This is a genomic window from Lachnospira pectinoschiza (genome assembly GCF_020564355.1).
Classification (GTDB): domain Bacteria; phylum Bacillota; class Clostridia; order Lachnospirales; family Lachnospiraceae; genus Lachnospira; species Lachnospira intestinalis.
This window is the reverse complement of sequence record NZ_JAJCRR010000004.1, coordinates 149,514-166,329: the sequence shown is the minus strand read 5'-3', so window position 1 is coordinate 166,329 and position 16,816 is coordinate 149,514. Positions and strand designations below refer to the sequence as shown.

At 39.3% G+C, this 16,816-nt stretch carries 16 protein-coding genes and 1 pseudogene; all 17 read right to left on the bottom strand.

Annotated features, from left to right (window positions below):
* Positions 1-58: 58 nt before the first annotated feature.
* The 17 genes and pseudogenes from pstA to LI288_RS09525 all read right to left on the bottom strand — a co-directional run bounded on the left by pstA (position 59) and on the right by LI288_RS09525 (position 16,806).
* Positions 59-979 (bottom strand): phosphate ABC transporter permease PstA, encoded by a 921-nt coding sequence (pstA, locus tag LI288_RS09600; protein ID WP_022431495.1) that lies wholly within the window; start codon positions 977-979, stop codon positions 59-61.
* A gap of 2 nt (positions 980-981) precedes the next feature.
* Positions 982-1,842: a phosphate ABC transporter permease subunit PstC gene (gene pstC, locus LI288_RS09595; protein ID WP_227090243.1), complete on the bottom strand. Its 861-nt coding sequence runs from the start codon at positions 1,840-1,842 to the stop codon at positions 982-984.
* Positions 1,843-1,951: 109 nt separating this feature from the next.
* The gene (locus tag LI288_RS09590; protein ID WP_227090379.1) at positions 1,952-2,860 is read right to left on the bottom strand and encodes a substrate-binding domain-containing protein; all 909 of its coding nucleotides are present in this window, start codon (positions 2,858-2,860) and stop codon (positions 1,952-1,954) included.
* A 222-nt stretch (positions 2,861-3,082) separates the two neighbouring features.
* Positions 3,083-4,231 (bottom strand): YibE/F family protein, encoded by a 1,149-nt coding sequence (locus LI288_RS09585; protein ID WP_227090242.1) that lies wholly within the window; start codon positions 4,229-4,231, stop codon positions 3,083-3,085.
* A 42-nt stretch (positions 4,232-4,273) separates the two neighbouring features.
* Positions 4,274-6,394, bottom strand: a complete 2,121-nt coding sequence (locus LI288_RS09580; protein WP_022431499.1) for a purple acid phosphatase family protein — start codon at positions 6,392-6,394, stop codon at positions 4,274-4,276.
* Positions 6,395-6,658: 264 nt separating this feature from the next.
* A complete protein-coding gene (locus LI288_RS09575; protein WP_227090241.1) occupies positions 6,659-7,540 on the bottom strand; it encodes an undecaprenyl-diphosphate phosphatase in 882 nt (293 codons plus the stop codon).
* Between the two features lie 149 nt (positions 7,541-7,689).
* Positions 7,690-9,780, bottom strand: coding sequence for a polyphosphate kinase 1 (ppk1, locus tag LI288_RS09570; RefSeq protein WP_227090240.1), 2,091 nt, complete (start codon positions 9,778-9,780; stop codon positions 7,690-7,692).
* Positions 9,781-9,821: 41 nt separating this feature from the next.
* Positions 9,822-10,910: a 6-phosphofructokinase gene (locus LI288_RS09565; protein ID WP_227090239.1), complete on the bottom strand. Its 1,089-nt coding sequence runs from the start codon at positions 10,908-10,910 to the stop codon at positions 9,822-9,824.
* Positions 10,911-11,330: 420 nt separating this feature from the next.
* Positions 11,331-11,548: pseudogene (locus tag LI288_RS14660) on the bottom strand (arsenate reductase family protein); the annotation flags it as partial.
* A 56-nt stretch (positions 11,549-11,604) separates the two neighbouring features.
* The gene (locus LI288_RS09555; RefSeq protein WP_022431504.1) at positions 11,605-12,087 is read right to left on the bottom strand and encodes a GNAT family N-acetyltransferase; all 483 of its coding nucleotides are present in this window, start codon (positions 12,085-12,087) and stop codon (positions 11,605-11,607) included.
* A gap of 366 nt (positions 12,088-12,453) precedes the next feature.
* Positions 12,454-13,242: an AI-2E family transporter gene (locus tag LI288_RS09550; protein ID WP_227090238.1), complete on the bottom strand. Its 789-nt coding sequence runs from the start codon at positions 13,240-13,242 to the stop codon at positions 12,454-12,456.
* Positions 13,227-13,445, bottom strand: a complete 219-nt coding sequence (locus LI288_RS09545; RefSeq protein ID WP_227090237.1) for a hypothetical protein — start codon at positions 13,443-13,445, stop codon at positions 13,227-13,229. Before LI288_RS09545 ends, LI288_RS09550 begins: the two co-directional genes overlap by 16 nt.
* A complete protein-coding gene (locus LI288_RS14715; RefSeq protein ID WP_369122876.1) occupies positions 13,379-13,561 on the bottom strand; it encodes a hypothetical protein in 183 nt (60 codons plus the stop codon). Before LI288_RS14715 ends, LI288_RS09545 begins: the two co-directional genes overlap by 67 nt.
* Positions 13,562-13,664: 103 nt before the next feature.
* Positions 13,665-15,026 (bottom strand): MATE family efflux transporter, encoded by a 1,362-nt coding sequence (locus tag LI288_RS09540; protein ID WP_022431509.1) that lies wholly within the window; start codon positions 15,024-15,026, stop codon positions 13,665-13,667.
* 12 nt (positions 15,027-15,038) lie between these two features.
* Positions 15,039-15,485 (bottom strand): MarR family winged helix-turn-helix transcriptional regulator, encoded by a 447-nt coding sequence (locus tag LI288_RS09535; RefSeq protein WP_227090236.1) that lies wholly within the window; start codon positions 15,483-15,485, stop codon positions 15,039-15,041.
* Between the two features lie 587 nt (positions 15,486-16,072).
* Positions 16,073-16,453, bottom strand: a complete 381-nt coding sequence (locus LI288_RS09530) for an arsenate reductase ArsC (RefSeq protein WP_022431511.1) — start codon at positions 16,451-16,453, stop codon at positions 16,073-16,075.
* Positions 16,453-16,806 (bottom strand): thioredoxin family protein, encoded by a 354-nt coding sequence (locus tag LI288_RS09525; RefSeq protein WP_022431512.1) that lies wholly within the window; start codon positions 16,804-16,806, stop codon positions 16,453-16,455. Before LI288_RS09525 ends, LI288_RS09530 begins: the two co-directional genes overlap by 1 nt.
* Between the last annotated feature and the right edge of the window lie 10 nt (positions 16,807-16,816).

Here is a 16,816-nt window from a genome sequence, read left to right as displayed (position 1 = left end):
AAATCCTCCCATGAATCATCTTTTATAAGCATACAACAGCACTGCCAAAGAATCAAGTTTATTTCTGCTTTGCAGACAGTTTTCGTGCCGCAAAATTAGACAGCATATTGATAAGAATTACTACAATTAACAGTACAACTGCCGTGGCATATGCCTGATTGGTGTTTAAACCTTCTTTAGACAGGTTATACATATGGACAGCAAGTGTTCTTGTGGAATCAAAAACGCTTTCCGGCACTTTGGCAACCGTTCCTGCCGTATAAATCAGCGCCGCCGTTTCACCGACAATTCGTCCCGTTGCCAGAATAATACCGGATAAAATGCCCGGCACGGCAGACGGAAGCACAACTTTAAATACAGTCCGCAGTTTTCCGGCGCCCAGTCCGAAGCTGCCCTCACGATAACTGTTCGGTACGGAAAGCAGGGCTTCTTCTGTCGTTCTCATAACCGTCGGCAACACCATAATCGCAACCGTCAATGCACCGGCAAGCAGGGAATTTCCGAAGTTGCAGACACCTACAAAGAAAATCATGCCAAATAACCCGTATACAATTGAGGGAATACCGGATAAGGTTTCTGCTGTCACGCGGACAATACTGACAATTTTATTCCCTTTTTTTGCGTATTCCACCATATAAATAGCTGAAAATATACCAATCGGTACAACTATCACAAGTGCCAGTGCCGTCAATAACAGCGTGTTAATAATGGACGGAAGCATGGATACATTTTCCGAATTATACTCCCATGCAAACAGGTCCGGTGTCAGATGCGGAACACCTTTTACAAGAATGTATACAATAATAAATCCTAAAACCAGTACCGTAATCAGTGCTGCCAGCGAAGTCAGAATATACACCGCAAAGGAACCCGGATGTTTTAAATAGCTTTGAAATTTCTGCTTCACACTCTGATAATTAATTGCCTCTGCCTTACCGGCGCTGCCGGCATTTTCCATAGCTGCTTTTACATTTTCCATGATTAGTGTACCTCCTTCCGTTTCAGGATAGAAAAGAGCGTGTTAATAATTAAAATAAAGACGAATAATACAACGCCCGTTGCAATTAACGCTTCTCTGTGTAAATCTGTTGCATAACCCATTTCAATAACAATATTGGCCGTTAATGTACGGATACCCTGAAAAATGCCCTTTGGCATTCTTGCCTGATTACCGGCAACCATGATAACCGCCATTGTTTCACCGATTGCACGGCCAATTCCTAAGACAATTCCTGCCATGATACCGGATTTTGCAGCCGGTACAACGGTTAAAAATACGGCTCTTTCATGCGTTGCCCCAAGTGCCAGCGCCCCCTGGTAATACCGTTCTGGCACGGCGCGGATTGCGGATTCTGCAATGCCGATAATCGTCGGTAAAATCATGATGCCAAGTAAGACGGATGCCGTAAAAATGCTCTGACCGTTCCCGCCAAACGTGTCTTTAAACAGCGTTCTGACCGCCGGTACAATCACACATAAACCAAAAAATCCATATACGACCGAAGGGATTCCTGCCAGCAGGTCAATTCCCGGTTTGATAATTTTATAAAGTCCTGCCGGACAGAATTTTGCAAGATAAACTGCTGTTAAAAGTCCAATCGGAACACCGACAATAATCGCTCCGGCTGTTACATAAATACTGCCGAGAATCATCGGAAAGATTCCGTAAATATCATTTCCCGGTTTCCATCGTTTTCCAAGCAGGAAATCAAACACACCGATTTCTTTCATTGCCGGCAGTCCGTTTGCAAACAGGAATATGCAGATCAATGCAACTGCCAGAATCGACACGCATGCACATAGTAAAAATACATATTCCATTACTTTTTCTTTTACTTTCATTTTACAAATGCTCCCTTCTTACGCACAAACACGCCGCCACACTAAGATTTTTTGTCTTTCTCATTTTCTATCTTAGTGCGGCAGCTTTTAAAAAGGATGGGTTATAGAATTACTTTACATTGCTCCAGTCTGTTGTTTCACCTGTAAAGATTGCCTTTACCTGTTCAGATGTGATGTTTGAAGCGCTGTTTTTGTTGTTTACGATAACTGCAATACCATCCAGTGCGATTACCTGATTGGTAAGACCGGCACTCTTTTCGCTGTCCTTTAATTCTCTTGAAGCCATACCAATGTCGCATGTACCGTCAATTGCTGCTGTCATACCGGTTGTTGAATCGCTTTCCTGAAGTTCAATCTTAGCACCTGTGTTAACCTTCTGATATGCTTCTAACAGTTTTTCCATAACTGGTGTTACAGAAGAAGAACCTGCAACAACAATCTTTCCTGATGCGCCGTTGCTTGTAAATGCACCGCTGTTACCCTGTGAAATGTAACCGTTTGATTCTACAATCTTCTGTCCGTCTTCACTTAAAATGTAGTTGATGAAATCCTGTGTTACTTCTGATACTGTTCCCTTTGTTGCGATGTTAAACGGTCTTGAAATCTTGTATGTACCGCTCTTTACATTGGCTGCTGTTGCTTCTGCACCGTCAACCTTTAATGCCTTAATGCTTGAATTTAATGCACCAAGTGATGTATAACCGATTGCTGCTTCATCACCTGCAACAGTTGTCATCATGACTTCTGTACTGTTTGTGATTGTTGCATCATCTGTTGTGTTATCTACTTTCTTACCGCTTGCATCTTTTTCTTCGATACCAAACAGTTCGATAAATGCACCTCTTGTACCGGAACCGTCTTCTCTTGATACAACTGTGATTGTCTGGCTCTTTGATGAAGAACCGGCACTGCCTGTTTTCGAATCATTTGATGCTGAGCCTGAACTTCCGCATGCAACCATTGTACCCATGCACATTACGCTCATTGCTACTGCCGCAAATCTTTTCCAATTTTTCATTCTCATGTTTTTTTCCTCTTTCTTTATTAAAAAAATAATGTTTTGGAAGGATTTCTCTTTCCTTTCGACATTGTTATCATACCTTAACCGATGTAAAATTCACTATCACGTTTTCCTTAAATCTATGTAAAGTCTTCGTAAATTTTAAGCGTATATGTAAAGGAAAAGCACTTTGCGTAAACTATGTAAAATCTACGTAAAGTGCTTTGTTAAATTCCTGTTTTACTGTGTAATTTTTACTTTCCGACGCTCTGCTAAAAGCACGGCTGTCACCAGTGCCACAAACGGAACTGTAAGGATAACACCTAAGCTTCCTGCAATTCCCTGCATAATTTCGATGCCGATATTATAAGAATTTATCAGCTGGATCAGCGGCAGGTTGTAGGCATAATCTATAACCAGTGTGCTTAACGAACCGCCGACAAATGCCAGTATCAACGTATTGGACATTGTTCCCATCATATCACGCCCCACGTGTAGTCCGCTTTTAAACAACTCTGTCCATGTCAGGTTTCCTGTTTTGGCATCAATTTCACAGATTGCCGATGAAACCGACATTGCCACGTCCATAACTGCACCAAGTGAAGCGATTAAAATACCTGCAAATAACAGACCGCCAATCTGGATTTTTGTATTCTGACCGACATAAACAAGCGTTTCAATATTGCTCACATTATAGCCGTCAATATCTGCTGATAATCCAAAAAGGCTTGCTGCAATGCCTGCCGTTACTACGCCTGCCGTTGTACCAATAACCGAAGCTGCACTTTTTACCGATACACCTCCTATCAGATACATTGTTACAATCGTTGTAATCACACACACAAACACCGCTGACCAGAACGGAGAACAGCCACGGTAAATCATCGGCATGAACAGATAGACAATGGATAAAAAAGTAAACACCAGCCCGATAACTGATTTCACACCGTTTTTTCCACCAATCACACAGATGGCAAGTAAAAATATTCCGATAAAAACCGCCGTCTGCAGGATTCTGTCTTTAGAATAAACGGATACGCTTGTTGTATCACCGGACACACTGATATTGACAATCACCTGATCCCCCGCTGCACAGACTGCACCGAAAAGATTGCCCTCAGAACTGGTTGCATCATAGATGTTTCCTTTTTGCTGTCCGGTCAGAAGTTTTACTTTTAAATACTGATACCCTGCACGCTGTCCGTCCTCTGTCAAGTTATCCCTGACAACCTCCGTCACCACTGCTTTCTGATAGGAATACCCTTTCATGGAAACCATTTCTGTCTTTTCCACGCTGTTTAAAACCCTTACCAGCATAATATACCCTGCCAGACACACTACTATGATTACCGCACGCAAGAGAATGCGTTTCTGTTTACTTTGATTCATCTTATTTTCCATCCTGTTCCTTTATAACGTCAGTTTTTCGCACTAATTCTCATTCTTTCTTTTTTTCTCAGTTACGGCAATATAGCCAAGACCTGCCAGTGAAGCCGCACCCAGTGAGAACCACAGCACTGTTGGAAAAGCGTTATCTCCGGTCTGTACATTGGACTTTGCTGTTGTTGCAGTGCCGGTCTGAGTTGTGCTGTTTCCTGAAGTTTGTCCGTTACCGGAAGTTCCGGCATTATCGTCTGCTGTACCGGCATTTCCGGCATTATTACCATCAGATGTACTGTCACCGGAAGATATATTGTTATCAGTATCGTTTCCGTTTTCACCGTTATCCACGGCTTTTAATGCACTTACAGCTTCCTGAAGGGATGTCACCGCACTTGCCACGTCTGTTGTTGTACTTTCTGCATTCTCATAAATTGCCTTTGCTGCATCAATTGTATCAGAAAGCTTCTGTACAGATTCTTCTGTATAAGTGCCTGCTGCCTTTACTTCTCCCAGCTTTACCTCTGCTGATTCAATTTCTTTCTTCAAATCTTCTTTTTCAACTGATTTTACAATTGTATATGATGTCTTTATATTTCCGTCCGCCACTAATTCTGTATTGGTTGCTGCATCATAGGTCTTAACGGTCAGTGTTGTTTCTGTAAAATCAATCACTGAATAGGTTGGGCGCCAGCTCTGGCTTCTTGCAGCAATGTAATTTTGCTGTGTGCCGATTAACTGATAATACTTACTGCCTGTTGCTGAATTAGCTTCAAAATATACCGTTCCTTCCGGATTAACGACATTATTTTTATTTTCAATATTTGTTAAAATGTTGTAGCAGGCATTATCACCTAAATATGCACTGAAATCATCTGTATTCGTCTTAGGAGCAGACTGATAAGAAGAATGTGTCTGTCCGTCTGATGACAACTGATACGTTCTTGAATAAGTATGGTCATGACCCTGTAAAACTGCATCGAAATCGTATTTGTCAATAATCGGTGTCAGCTGTGTACGAAGTACAATGCCGTCAGAATCTGAATGGTCATATCCGGAACCATAAATATCCTGGTGGAACATTAATACTCTCCATGTTGCATCCGGATTGGCTTCTACCGCCTCTTTAATTACATTTTCATGGGTTGCGCAGTTATAGTTGTTTGTATCAATGGAAACAAATAATGTATTACCATAAGTAAAATAATAATCTGTACCGGCATCTGTCTTTCCTTCTGTTGTTGCTACCGATGTTGCCGTATTCGGATTATTAAAATGATTACTGTAATTGACTGATTTTGAGTCGTGGTTTCCGATTGTTGTTGCAACCGGCATACTACGAAGCAGCGGACTTGATAAAAATCCTGCGTATTCAATCTGCTGTTCTAACTTATCTGCATCTTTTGATACCGACGTCTGGTTAATCTGGTCACCGGCTGAAAGAATGAAGCTGACATTACTGTGTGCAGATAATGCACTACTTAATGTATGATTCCAGTTATATGCATCATTCATTGCATGATATTCCTTAGAATTATCATCTTGTCCTACAGAAGCTCCAATCTGCGGATCTCCGACATACATGACTGAGAAATTTTCTGTAGATTTTGTTTCAAATGTATAAGTATCTGACCATGCTCCGTCAAGATAATACTGATACTGATATGATGTGTTTTCTGCAAGTCCGGATACTGTAACTTTATTCGGAATCAATGTAATAACATTATCATTTTCCGTTATGGTTTCCTTATTGGCCAAATTCTGCTGTCCCTGTACTTCCTGAATCACCCTGCCCTGTGAATCCATCAATTTAATCTTTGGTATTTCTTCTGTCACACAATACCATGCAAAATTCATCTTTGTAGCATTTTCACCCGGTGTCAATGCAATCTGCTCATAGTTATTGCGGATTGTTTTCCACTTTTCCTGCCATGCAGCCCATTCGGCGCTATCTGCATAAACATTAGAATAAGCCGTCTTTTCTGCTGTTTCACTTCCATCTTCTACATAACAGGCATCTTTTACTGCTGTACCTGTCGTCTTACTGCTTGAAGCATCGTTCCATGCGGCTCTCATTGAACTTCTCGCATAGGTTTCTACAGAACCCATTCCAATTCCTGCAACCATTGATGCTGCAAGTACTGCTGATACCAGTTTTCTTGTTTTTCTCATCTTTTCTTTTCCTCCAATTATGCGTTGCTGTAATAATTAATTACATTCTTTACTTTACTATTGGAAAGTAAAAAACAAATAATTGTCCTGTAAATGCCTTGTAAATCTTTCTGAAATGTTGGAAAAATAAAAAGACATAATCTCTATGAAATACAACGATGTATCTATACTTTCAGATACATTTTCATTTCTCACAAAGATTATGTCTTTTAAAATATTTTTAATATAATTGTTTTACAACATCAAACATTTCATTTTCTGATGTTATCTTAAAATCAGAATGACAAGAATACCCAGTATAATGCGGTACCAGCCAAAGATCTTAAAGTCATGCTTTTTAATATAGCCCATCAGGAATTTGATGACAAATACTGATACAATAAACGCTACTACTGTTCCCACAAGAAGAATCAGTGCTTCACCGCCAGTCATTGCAATACCTGCAAGTATATACTTGGCAGCCTTTAAAAGACTCGCACCAAACATAACCGGCACAGCAAGGAAAAATGTAAATTCTGCCGCTGTCGCTCTGGATACGCCAATCATTAACGCACCGACAATCGTTGCACCGGAACGGGATGTACCTGGAAAAACAGCCGCTGCCAGCTGGAATAATCCGATAATAACAGCTTCTTTATATGTAATGGCATCAATACTTGTCGTTGTCGGTCTTTTCTTTCCCCTGACCGTTTCTACAATGATAAAAATAACACCTACTACAATCAGTGCAACTGCAACCGGAATCGGATGATAAAACAGTTCATCAATCAAATCATCAAATAAGATGCCGACAATCGCTGCCGGAATACAGGCTACGATAATTTTAAGCCACATATCCAGTGCGCCACGTTTCCAGCACACTTTTTTCTTTGTCTGGAAACGGGAACCCGTTTCATTCTTACTGCGGTGTACCTTCACCGTTTTTGTAGTAAACGGCCAAAGCTTATTCCAGAACAGCAGCACAACTGCCAGAATCGCACCAAATTGGATTACAACCTCAAACAGTTTCCAAAAATCCTCTGATACATTCAGCTTGACAAACTGATTGAACAAAATCATATGCCCGGTACTGCTGATTGGAAGCCACTCTGTAATACCTTCGACAATACCAAAAAGTACTGCCTTTAATAACTCTAATATTTCCATAAAATTCTCCGTATCTTTACCTTTCTTCTTTATTTTATGCCCGCTTACGCACCTGTAGCACAAACAAACATATTATATAATACTTTACGGCAAAAATACAGCAAAATTTGTCCGCATCTGTTTAAATTAAAACCATTTCTAAACAGTTCTTAAACATTTTTTGATGCTGCTAAGTACGCCTCATTGGAAAAATATGCCTGTGATGAAATCACTTCACTTTCCTCCTGCGGTTTTTCCCTGCGGTAATAATTGCCGTCACGGCAGAGTTCCCTGCCCTTTACCGTATCGTGCAGCATAATGCCGAACATCGTACGTACACGGTCTTTAATTGCCGTATCATAAATTGGTGTGGCAACTTCAACACGCTTTACCATATTTCTCGTCATAAAATCAGCGGAAGAAATAAACATCTTATCCCGCTCCGGCGTACCGAAAATATAGATTCTGGAATGTTCCAGATACCGTCCCACAATACTGATAACCCTGATATTTTCTGTGTATCCTTCAATACCCGGAATCAGACAGCAGATACCTCTTACAACCAGATCAATTTTTACTCCATGCTGAGAGGCTTCAACCATCTTATCAATAATCGTCTTATCCGTAAGCGAATTCATTTTCACACCAATATATGCCGGTTCATTATTATCTGCGTGGCATATTTCTTCCTCGATAAAATCAAGTACCTTATTCTGAAGACACTTCGGCGCAACTAAAAGATGATGGGTTTCTTCCATAACCTGTGCCATACACAGTCTGTTAAATACCTGTGCTGCTTCCTCTGCAATATCCTGATTGGCTGTCATCAGGGATAAATCCGTATACAGCTTGGCAGTCTGTTCATTATAATTGCCCGTTCCAATCTGTGTAATGTGCTTGACTTCTGTTCCGTCACAATACGTAATCAGGCACAGCTTGGAATGAACCTTAATGTGGTCAATACCGTAAATAATCCGACAGCCTGCGTCCTCTAACCGACGCGACCACTCAATGTTATTCTCCTCATCAAACCGCGCTCTTAATTCCACCAGTACAACAACTTCTTTTCCGTTTTCCGCAGCATTAATCAGTGCTTCTACAATCTGTGAGTTTTTCGCAACACGGTAGAGCGTCATCTTAATAGACACGACCTTTTCATTTTCCCCTGCTTCATTTAACAGGCGGATAAACGGCTGCATACTCTCAAACGGATAACTAAGCAGAATATCCCCCGCTTCAATCTGCTCCATCATCGAAAGTGAACTGCGTACATAGCGGGAATTCTGCGGCACTCTGCGCACGTAAAACAAATCCTTTTTGCCATGCAGCTTATCGCGTATCTGTGAAATAAAGGACATGGAAAGCGGTGCTTCCGAATAATAAATCTGGTCTTTATTCAGCTTTAACTCCTTGCAGAGTGTCACGATGACCTTTTCATCCAACAGGCGTGAATACTCCATTTTAACCGGACACAGCTTTCGTCTTTCCCTGATCATTTTTTCCATGGTGTTGCGGTAATCCAAATCTTCATCATAAAACGCATCATCAACATCAATATCTGCATTCCGGATAATACGGATTAAAGATTTACTTTTTATCGTATATTTTGAAAAAATCTGTGGCATAAAATGCAGAATTAATTCTTCTACGAGCATATATTTATTTTTATCTGAAGGTATCGGTATCAAGCGCTTAAAAACCTCGCTGCTGCATGGTACAATTCCGAGTTTTTCATTATTTTTAGACTTTAACAATGCAACCGCGTAGATTTCCTTATTCCGCAGGAATGGAAACGGCTGCTTTTTTCCGACAATCTGCGGAGAAAGTAACGGCATAATCGAATGTTTAAAATAATTTTCAAGATAAACAGCATCTGCAAATTCAATGTCATTAAAACTGATTAACTCTATACCGTATTCACCGATTTCTGACATCAGATTCAGATACGCCCGGTCTTTTTTACGAAGCAGTTCGCCTACCGATGTGAAAATCTCCGACAGCTGTTCCTTTGCTGTCATCTGTGTCTTATTATCTCTTGCATCTGCCGAAAAAATCATCTGGTCAGTCAGTGTTCCCACTCGCACCATGAAGAATTCGTCCAGATTACTCTGAAAAATCGATACAAATGATAACCGCTCACAAAGCGGCACTTCTTTATCAATCGCCTCATCTAACACCCGTTCATTAAATTTCAGCCACGAAAGCTCCCTGTTATAATAATATGGTTTATGGGTATGCAACCCTTTTGCTTTATCCATCATCTTCTTCTCCCATCCGTAATCATATTTACACTTTTAACCCCTTATATACCACACGGTTCATCTCCGAAGCTGAGTCCTGCAAACTTTGCCTGTCTGATAATATCTGAATCCGTGTCAACCAGCTTTGTCTTTCCTGCCACTTCGCTGATCGGGATAATATCTATCTTATTCTCTTTTACACACGTCATATAACCATATTTTTTCTGCAAAATAAGTTCTGCGGTCTTCGCTCCCAGCCTTGTCGCAAGAACCCTGTCATAGGCACACGGCTGTCCACCCCGCTGCACATGACCCGGAACGGTCACACGAACTTCCAAACCTGTCTTTTGAAGAATCTCTGCTCCGATTCGATATGCAGCCGAAGGATAATTCTCCTTCTTTCTTTTTGCTTTTAATTCAGATTTTGAAAGTGCTGCTTCCTCTTTGGAAATCGCACCTTCCGCTGCTGCAATAATCGTAAAATGTTTTCCTGCCTTTGTTCTTTTACGAATAGCCTCTGCAACAACCTCTAAATCATATGGTATTTCCGGAATCAGTAAAATATCGGCTCCTCCTGCCATACCTGCATAAAGGGTCAGCCAGCCTGTTTTATGTCCCATCAGTTCTACAATAAATACTCTGCTGTGGGATGCCGCAGTAGAATGTATGCAGTCGATTGTATTTGCCGCAATATCTACCGCAGACTGAAATCCGAAGCTGACGTCTGTCCCATACAAATCATTATCAATAGTTTTAGGCATTGTCAGTATATTTAATCCCTTTTTTGACAATAAATCTGCTGTCTTATGAGAACCGTTTCCACCCAGCACTACAAGGCAGTCCAGTGAAAGCTTTTTGTAGGTTTCAATCATACATGCTACTTTATCCCTTCCGTCTTCATCCGGCTCATGAATCCGCTTAAACGGCATACGGGACGTTCCAAGAATCGTACCGCCTTTATTTAATATTCCGGAAAACTCTCCCGGCTTCATTACATGATACTGTTCGCGTACCAGTCCTCGGTATCCGTCTTCAAAGCCATAAATTTCGACCTCGCTGCACTGTTCGTAAAGACTTTTTGCCACACCCCGCATTGCTGCATTTAACGCCTGACAATCTCCGCCACTGGTTAACATTCCTACTCTAAGCATATTGAAACCTCCTCTTTTTCTGATTCTGTTCTATGATATAAAATGTATGTAAAATCCACTATCTTATTAGTGTGAAATCTGTGTAAAATATTATTTTTTGCTTTTTGCAATCACACCGCTCTTCCCGTTACTCTTACCATCATTGTGGTAGATTCCATGGAAAATGTCAAGCGGTATGAACACATATTTTTGCAATAATTCCAGTTCTAATCCTGTGTCTGACTGCTGTTTAAATTTGTGAATGTAGTTTTGTGGATATTCATGAAATTCTTTGATACTTGTTTCAAAAAATACTATCGTATAGACGGATTTTATATTCTTGTAACTGAAGGCTTTTTTCTTTTCGCCTTTGACCAGCTTTCTGTATTATCAGGATTATGATGCGTTGGAGGAAGCAGAACGGAATGTATACCGAAAAGGAATATACTTTATCAGTGCAAGTGTATCTTTATCCTTGCCATCCCAGTTAATCATATTTTCAATGCCACCATTAACCTGAGCCACCGAATTGAATTCACCTTTAGACATTCCTTTTTCCTTCATGTCAATGAACTGATACTTAATACCTCGTTCTTTGAAAAATCGTTCCGCTTTTTTGTATCATTACATTTCTTGGTTCCAAATATCTGTATGTTCATTAAAATCACCTTTTACCATAAATTGTAACATAATATTCCTTTGCAATTTTTCCGATTTACAAAGGTAATTCTATATGGCATTCAAGAACATCGCTATCTTTTGAATCCCATTTAACATCTAGTTTTCTAAACAGCCTTATACTTGGCTCATTTTCTGCATCTATTAAAATATCAAGTCTGCTATATCCATACACTTCATGCACCCAACTACACCATTCTTTCAGTAGTTTAAAACCATACCCCTGATTCTGATACTTCTTTACTACTACAATGGCAATCTCCGGATATTTGCATCTTCCATATTGCAAACTGACTCTTCCTAAAAACTCCCCATCTTGAAGGAAAATCGAATAATGAATATCCTCGCCCTCGAATAAAGTCTCCCAGAAGCATTTCATCGCAATCTTTGGCTGATGTTTATATATTCGACCAATAAGATATTCAGCTTCGCACACTTTCCTAAAATTATCATAATCTCTATCGTCGGTTTTCCTTATATAGAAATTTTCAGAACGATACTCTATATTCTTCTCATTCAATCAAAAAACCTCTCTTTCCACAGAGCATTAATGTTTATCTCATGCTGCTTACATAAAACACCGGAATGCCAATTCCATAAACGATATTGAATGGTCCCCATTCATAAACAGCCAAAATATGTCCTGATATGTAATTTTGTTCATAATATATGTCCTTACATTTCGATTATCCTTCCGCAAGTTTCATATAATGTTTGTATAGTACCGAAAAACGATTGGCTTTTTGACTTTCACGGTTTTTGCTTTCCACAAAAATGGAGAAATACAGTATTTTGCATAACCCAGCATTACCTTAAAAGGCTCTATATAGTTTTTATCAAAAGTTACGAGCAAATCTAATTTTTCATTCCTCATAAGTACCTTCTATTATGCAATATGTTTTTTATTATAATGTAGACGCTTTGCTGCATCCTCTTTTACAAGTTCGACGGCAACAGCAGCCAACGGAATGAAGAAAATAATACCAATAATTCCAAATAATTTGCCACCAATCATAGCAGCGATTAACGTATACAATGGTGGTAAACCTACAGAACTTCCTACCACTCTCGGATAAATAAACTGGTTCTCCACAAATTGCGTCATACTATAAACAATAAGGCACCTTATTACTAACGATGGGGTCACCAGCAACGTAAGGAAAATACTTACCGCACTGGAAATAAATGCACCAACATAAGGAATAATGGCACATACTGCTGTCAGCAATCCAACTAAACTTCCATACGGCAATTTAAAAATTGAAAATGTTATACACATAAGGAAACCTAGTATGACTGTCTCTGTGCACTGTCCAGTCAGAAAATTGCCAAAGATTCTGCGAAATGTCCTGCAAACATGTAATATCCATTCAGCCCATGACGGTTTCAAATATGCTGTAATTAACTTCGTTGCATGCCGTCCCACTCTTTTGCCATCCAGTGAAATATAGACAGCTATAATAAATGCAAAACTGGCAGTTATAAGTCCTTTCACAGTAGAGGATAAAACACTCGCAACATTCGTTAACATGGAATCAATCTGTGTTGAAAAGTTTTGTAATGTCTGTTCCATATTGATATCTGCTGTTAATTCCTCCAGCCATGCCGCATTGATATTATGACTATTCATATATGTAATCCACTGCGGAATACTTGCTTCTATCTGATCATACAAGCTCTTAATTTAAGCAGTCTGTTTTCAATTCCTTTCATAGGTACATGAATAAATAGCGCCAAAATCCCGCCTACAATCACAGGCATTACAATACTGACCACTTTACCCATGTAGGACAGCACCGTTCCCAGATTCATCAATGCCACCAGATATGTACAAATAAAGTTACATATATCATACAGGTTGTAAGTTTTCCATGCCAATTCGCACCATGTACCACACCCGTCTTCTTAATAGAATACAATTCCATAATTCCAAGTAAAAATTCCTTAATAAGAAGACCAAACAGCAAAATTGCAAGTCTTGGAAAATCTATCAAAAGACAAATCAAGGTAACCCCCTGTGTCAGCTTATCAATATTTATTACGTTTTTATAAAAAATAGCCGCCAAGAAGAAAATTTCCCCTTAACGACTATATAAACTACGATTCAATCTTGTTCATCGCTTTCCTAAACTGGAAATAAAACAAAATTGCAGTAAAGGTTACTGCTATGAAATCTGCTACCGGCTCTGCAAGGTAAACACCCATGGTTTTGTCTGAAACCATATGTGGCATAATATAAATCAATGGTAACAGCAGAATAAATTTTCTTGTAACTGCCACAATGATAGAACTTGTCGCATTGCCAAGAGCTGTAAAGGTCATCTGGCATGCAATCTGAATACCAAATAAAAACATGACTGCCATATAGATACGCAGAGCTTTTGATGCGAACTCGATCATCGCTGTCTCCGGAGTAAAAATGCTCACAAAGAATTGTGGCATAAGCATTACAGCCAGCCAAAGTGTGACAGAATAAATCAGGCTTACTGTTAATAAAACACGAAAAGTCTTTTTTACACGTTCCGTATTGTTTGCTCCATAATTATAACTTGTAATTGGCTGCGCTCCCTGTGCAATTCCCTGTAAAGGAAGCATTGCAAACTGCATGACACTGGTAAGAATCGTCATTGCACCTACCGCAATATCTCCGCCATATTTCAGCAGGGAAGAATTAAAGCATACGGATATAACGCTTTCACTCGCCTGCATAATAAATGCTGCAGTTCCAAGCGCAATGCACGGGAACACAACTTTGGGCTTTATATTCAAATTCTTACGTTTCAGTCTAAGTATTGATTTCTTACTGCACAAAAATGCCACAACGACGATACATGAAACTGCCTGCGAAATAACAGTTGCCAAAGCAGCACCACGAACACCCATATTTAATCCAAAAATCATAATCGGATCAAGCACAATGTTTAGAATTGCTCCGATAGCAACGGATACCATGGATATCTTTGTAAACCCTTCAGCAGTTACAAATGCATTCATGCCCAAGGTCAACTGCACAAATAACGTTCCAAAAGCATAAATATTCAAATATGAAGCAGCATACGAAATGGTGTTCTCACTGGCTCCAAAAGCTAACAGCAAATTTTCTCCAAACAGTAAAAGTACCACTGTCAGAACGATTGAAACAATTACCTGTAAAAGAAAACATCCACCAAGCGTTTGCTCTGCACTGTCCATATCTCCTTTTCCCATCGAAATAGAAGCACGTGGCGCACCTCCTGAACTTACAAGTCCTGCAAATGCCGACACAATCATAATAATAGGCATGGTCACACCGACACCCGTCAGAGCAAGACTGCCTGCATCCGATATATGCCCGATAAAGATCCTATCAACAATGTTATACAACATATTGATCAACTGTGCTATCACCGTAGGAATTGCCAACTTAAAAAGCAGTTTTCCAACGGGCTGCGTACCTAAAAAATCCTTGTTATTTTCCACGATAAACCTCTCCTAACTGTTCGTATATTCCTTGATATTTCTGTTTACCTGCTCTGTAAACTGTTGCAGCTTTTCCATTTCTTTCTTTGAAAATCCTGCAAATACTATTTCACAAAATTTGTTCTGTGCCGCACGCCCGGCTGCAATAATATCTGTTGCTTTGCCAGCAACACTTAAGTGAATGGTTCTGTGATTCCCTCCCTTATGTTCCCCTAAAATCAATCCTCTTTCCTGTAAAGAGCGAATTGAAACAGATACATGGGATTTAGCAAGATGACGATATCTAACAATTTGAGTAGCTGTATCATACTGGGGATTATTTGCTAAAAACATAAGAACTGTAAACTCCATATAAGTCAATTCGTATTTTTCACAAACAGGAGATACCATATTTTCATACAATTCTTCTACATCAACACAATGTGCAAAATAATTTTTCACAAATGCACCTTCTTTCATTTTGAACTGTTCGTTTTTGAACTTTAATAATATACACCGCTTTTTTTATCCTGTCAAGATGCTATTAATCTTCTAATAAATCTAGCTCAATATAGATATTCTTTTAATCACTTACACATCTATCAAAAAATAATTGCTCCAATACATTAAAATTTTGAGGGTTCTTGTAACTGTAATGAAGCCCAAAAACAAAATCAGCAAAAGAGTAGGGCATAAAATCATATAATAACTTTGAACCCCGTTTGAAATGTTCCATAACAACAACGGGTTAGCGAGGTGCTTTATGAACAAATACGCTCCTAATCCTATTATTAAGAGAAACCCACCATATTGAATGACAAATAATAGAAACTACCTATCATGGAGGTGCATTTGCAAAATAAAACTGCTTGTGAAAGCAGCCTAGTAATGGTATTATTTTCATAGGCAGTGATTCTTTCTTTTGTGTTATGTTTTGTGTGGTAACTTAACAATAACTATTTTTAAGAAAAGAAGCAACTGCCTTTTTTAGAAAAAGTAGAAAAACTGCGCCACAGCCTTGGCAGGCCATCGCGCAGCGATTTTGTTCAACTGGAAGTTTTCTCTTTTTATAATAACATGATTTTTTCTTCAATTTGCTTAATTACTTCTTTAAAGACTTCATCACTCTGTCCTGTTGGATCTGGTAATCCCCAGTTATCATCAAAATATCTGCCAATATACGGACATCCCACATCACATCCCATTGAAATAGCAATATCAGGTGTCGGAATTTTATCATAAGTTTTACTAAACTGTTTTTCTTCCATATCAATCCCGTATAACTTTTTCATCAGTCTGACCGCATCCTGGTTTATCTGTGGTTTAGTCTCTGTTCCACAGGAATAGCATTCAAAATCATTGCCTCTCAAATGATTGCCTAATGCCTCAGCTATCTGGCTTCTACATGAATTATGAACACAAACAAAAGCAATTTTCTTCTTTTCCATTATCCTCTGACCTCTTTGAGAATCTTAATAACCTCTTCTTTCTTTAATACTTTGCCAAAGGAAACAATCTTTCCGTCAATAACCAAAGCTGGTGTTGTCATTACTCCATAAGAGGCAATTTCTCCCCATTCTTTAATATGTTCAATGGTTGTATCCATACCTAATTCAGTTAGCGCTTCTACCGTTGCAGCTTCAAGCTGATTACATTTTGCACAACCACCACCAAGAATCTTTACCCCCATACTGTTTTTCTTTTCTTCTGCCTTTTCCATTGTCTCAGGCGTGCAGGTTCCACCACAGCAGCATGATGATTTTGTTTCGTCTTTCTTCTTACCTAATCCAAATAATGCCATAATCATTCTC

Bases quoted from the DNA above. Each gene is read 5' to 3' on its own strand.
- pstC (WP_227090243.1), bottom strand. From the start codon at position 1,842: ATGAAAGTAAAAGAAAAAGTAATGGAATATGTATTTTTACTATGTGCA.
- LI288_RS09525 (WP_022431512.1), bottom strand. From the start codon at position 16,806: ATGGCATTATTTGGATTAGGTAAGAAGAAAGACGAAACAAAATCATCA.
- LI288_RS09575 (WP_227090241.1), bottom strand. From the start codon at position 7,540: ATGGAAATATTAGAGTTATTAAAGGCAGTACTTTTTGGTATTGTCGAA.
- LI288_RS09565 (WP_227090239.1), bottom strand. From the start codon at position 10,910: ATGCTTAGAGTAGGAATGTTAACCAGTGGCGGAGATTGTCAGGCGTTA.
- LI288_RS09590 (WP_227090379.1), bottom strand. From the start codon at position 2,860: ATGAAAAATTGGAAAAGATTTGCGGCAGTAGCAATGAGCGTAATGTGC.
- pstA (WP_022431495.1), bottom strand. From the start codon at position 979: ATGGAAAATGTAAAAGCAGCTATGGAAAATGCCGGCAGCGCCGGTAAG.
- LI288_RS09535 (WP_227090236.1), bottom strand. From the start codon at position 15,485: ATGAAAGAAGGTGCATTTGTGAAAAATTATTTTGCACATTGTGTTGAT.
- LI288_RS09585 (WP_227090242.1), bottom strand. From the start codon at position 4,231: ATGAATCAAAGTAAACAGAAACGCATTCTCTTGCGTGCGGTAATCATA.
- LI288_RS09580 (WP_022431499.1), bottom strand. From the start codon at position 6,394: ATGAGAAAAACAAGAAAACTGGTATCAGCAGTACTTGCAGCATCAATG.
- ppk1 (WP_227090240.1), bottom strand. From the start codon at position 9,780: ATGATGGATAAAGCAAAAGGGTTGCATACCCATAAACCATATTATTAT.
- LI288_RS09530 (WP_022431511.1), bottom strand. From the start codon at position 16,453: ATGGAAAAGAAGAAAATTGCTTTTGTTTGTGTTCATAATTCATGTAGA.